The organism is Streptomyces viridosporus (assembly GCF_002078235.1).
In the GTDB taxonomy this organism is placed as follows: Bacteria; Actinomycetota; Actinomycetes; order Streptomycetales; family Streptomycetaceae; genus Streptomyces; species Streptomyces viridosporus.
This window is the reverse complement of the sequence record NZ_MSGP01000942.1, coordinates 1-713: the sequence shown is the minus strand read 5'-3', so window position 1 is coordinate 713 and position 713 is coordinate 1. Positions and strand designations below refer to the sequence as shown.

1 protein-coding gene is annotated in these 713 nt (G+C 69.8%); it reads left to right on the top strand.

Annotation, left to right across the window (positions count from 1 at the left end; genetic code table 11):
• Positions 1 to 17: 17 nt before the first annotated feature.
• Positions 18 to 713 (top strand): bestrophin-like domain (locus tag B7L92_RS38815; protein WP_081241695.1); only part of this gene is annotated, 696 nt, incomplete at its 3' end.

Here is a 713-nt window from a genome sequence, read left to right as displayed (position 1 = left end):
GCTCCAGGAGGCACCTCTTGCCGGAATGGCTTGTTCTCACCCTCGCGATGCTGGCCGCCTGTGTCGTCGTGGTCGTCATCACCCTCGTACGGCACCGCCGGGCGGCCGACGACGAGGACCCCACCGAGACCCCGGACGTCATCGAGTACATGACGATGTGGATCGGTGTGGTGTACGCCATCGTCCTGGGCCTCGCCATCGCCGGCGTCTGGGAGGGGCGCAGCGCCGCTGAGGACCACGTGCGGGCGGAGGCGGTGGCACTGCACGAGATCTCGGAGCGGGTGCGGGTCTACCCCGCCGAGGTGCGTGACCGCATCCGGGACGATGTCAACGCCTATGTCGGACACGTCGTCACCACCGAGTGGCGGACCATGGCGAACGACGGCCGGGTCACCGAGCACGGCACCGAGCTGCTCGACCGCGTCCGCCGGGACGTCACCGACTACGAGCCGCGGACGGACTTCGAGGCACAGGCCTACCAGCCGCTCGTGGACCAGGTGGCCGCCGCCGACCAGGCCCGCAGCGCGCGGGCGGAGTCGACCGGGGAGACCATGCCGGGCGTGGTGTGGTTCGGCCTGATCTCCGGGGCCCTCGTCACCATCGGGATGGTCTTCGCGCTGCAGATCCGGCGCACCACCCGCGAATTGGTCCTCGCCGGGCTGTTCTCCGCGCTGATCGCCTTCCTGCTCTTCCTCATCTGGGACTTCGACGCG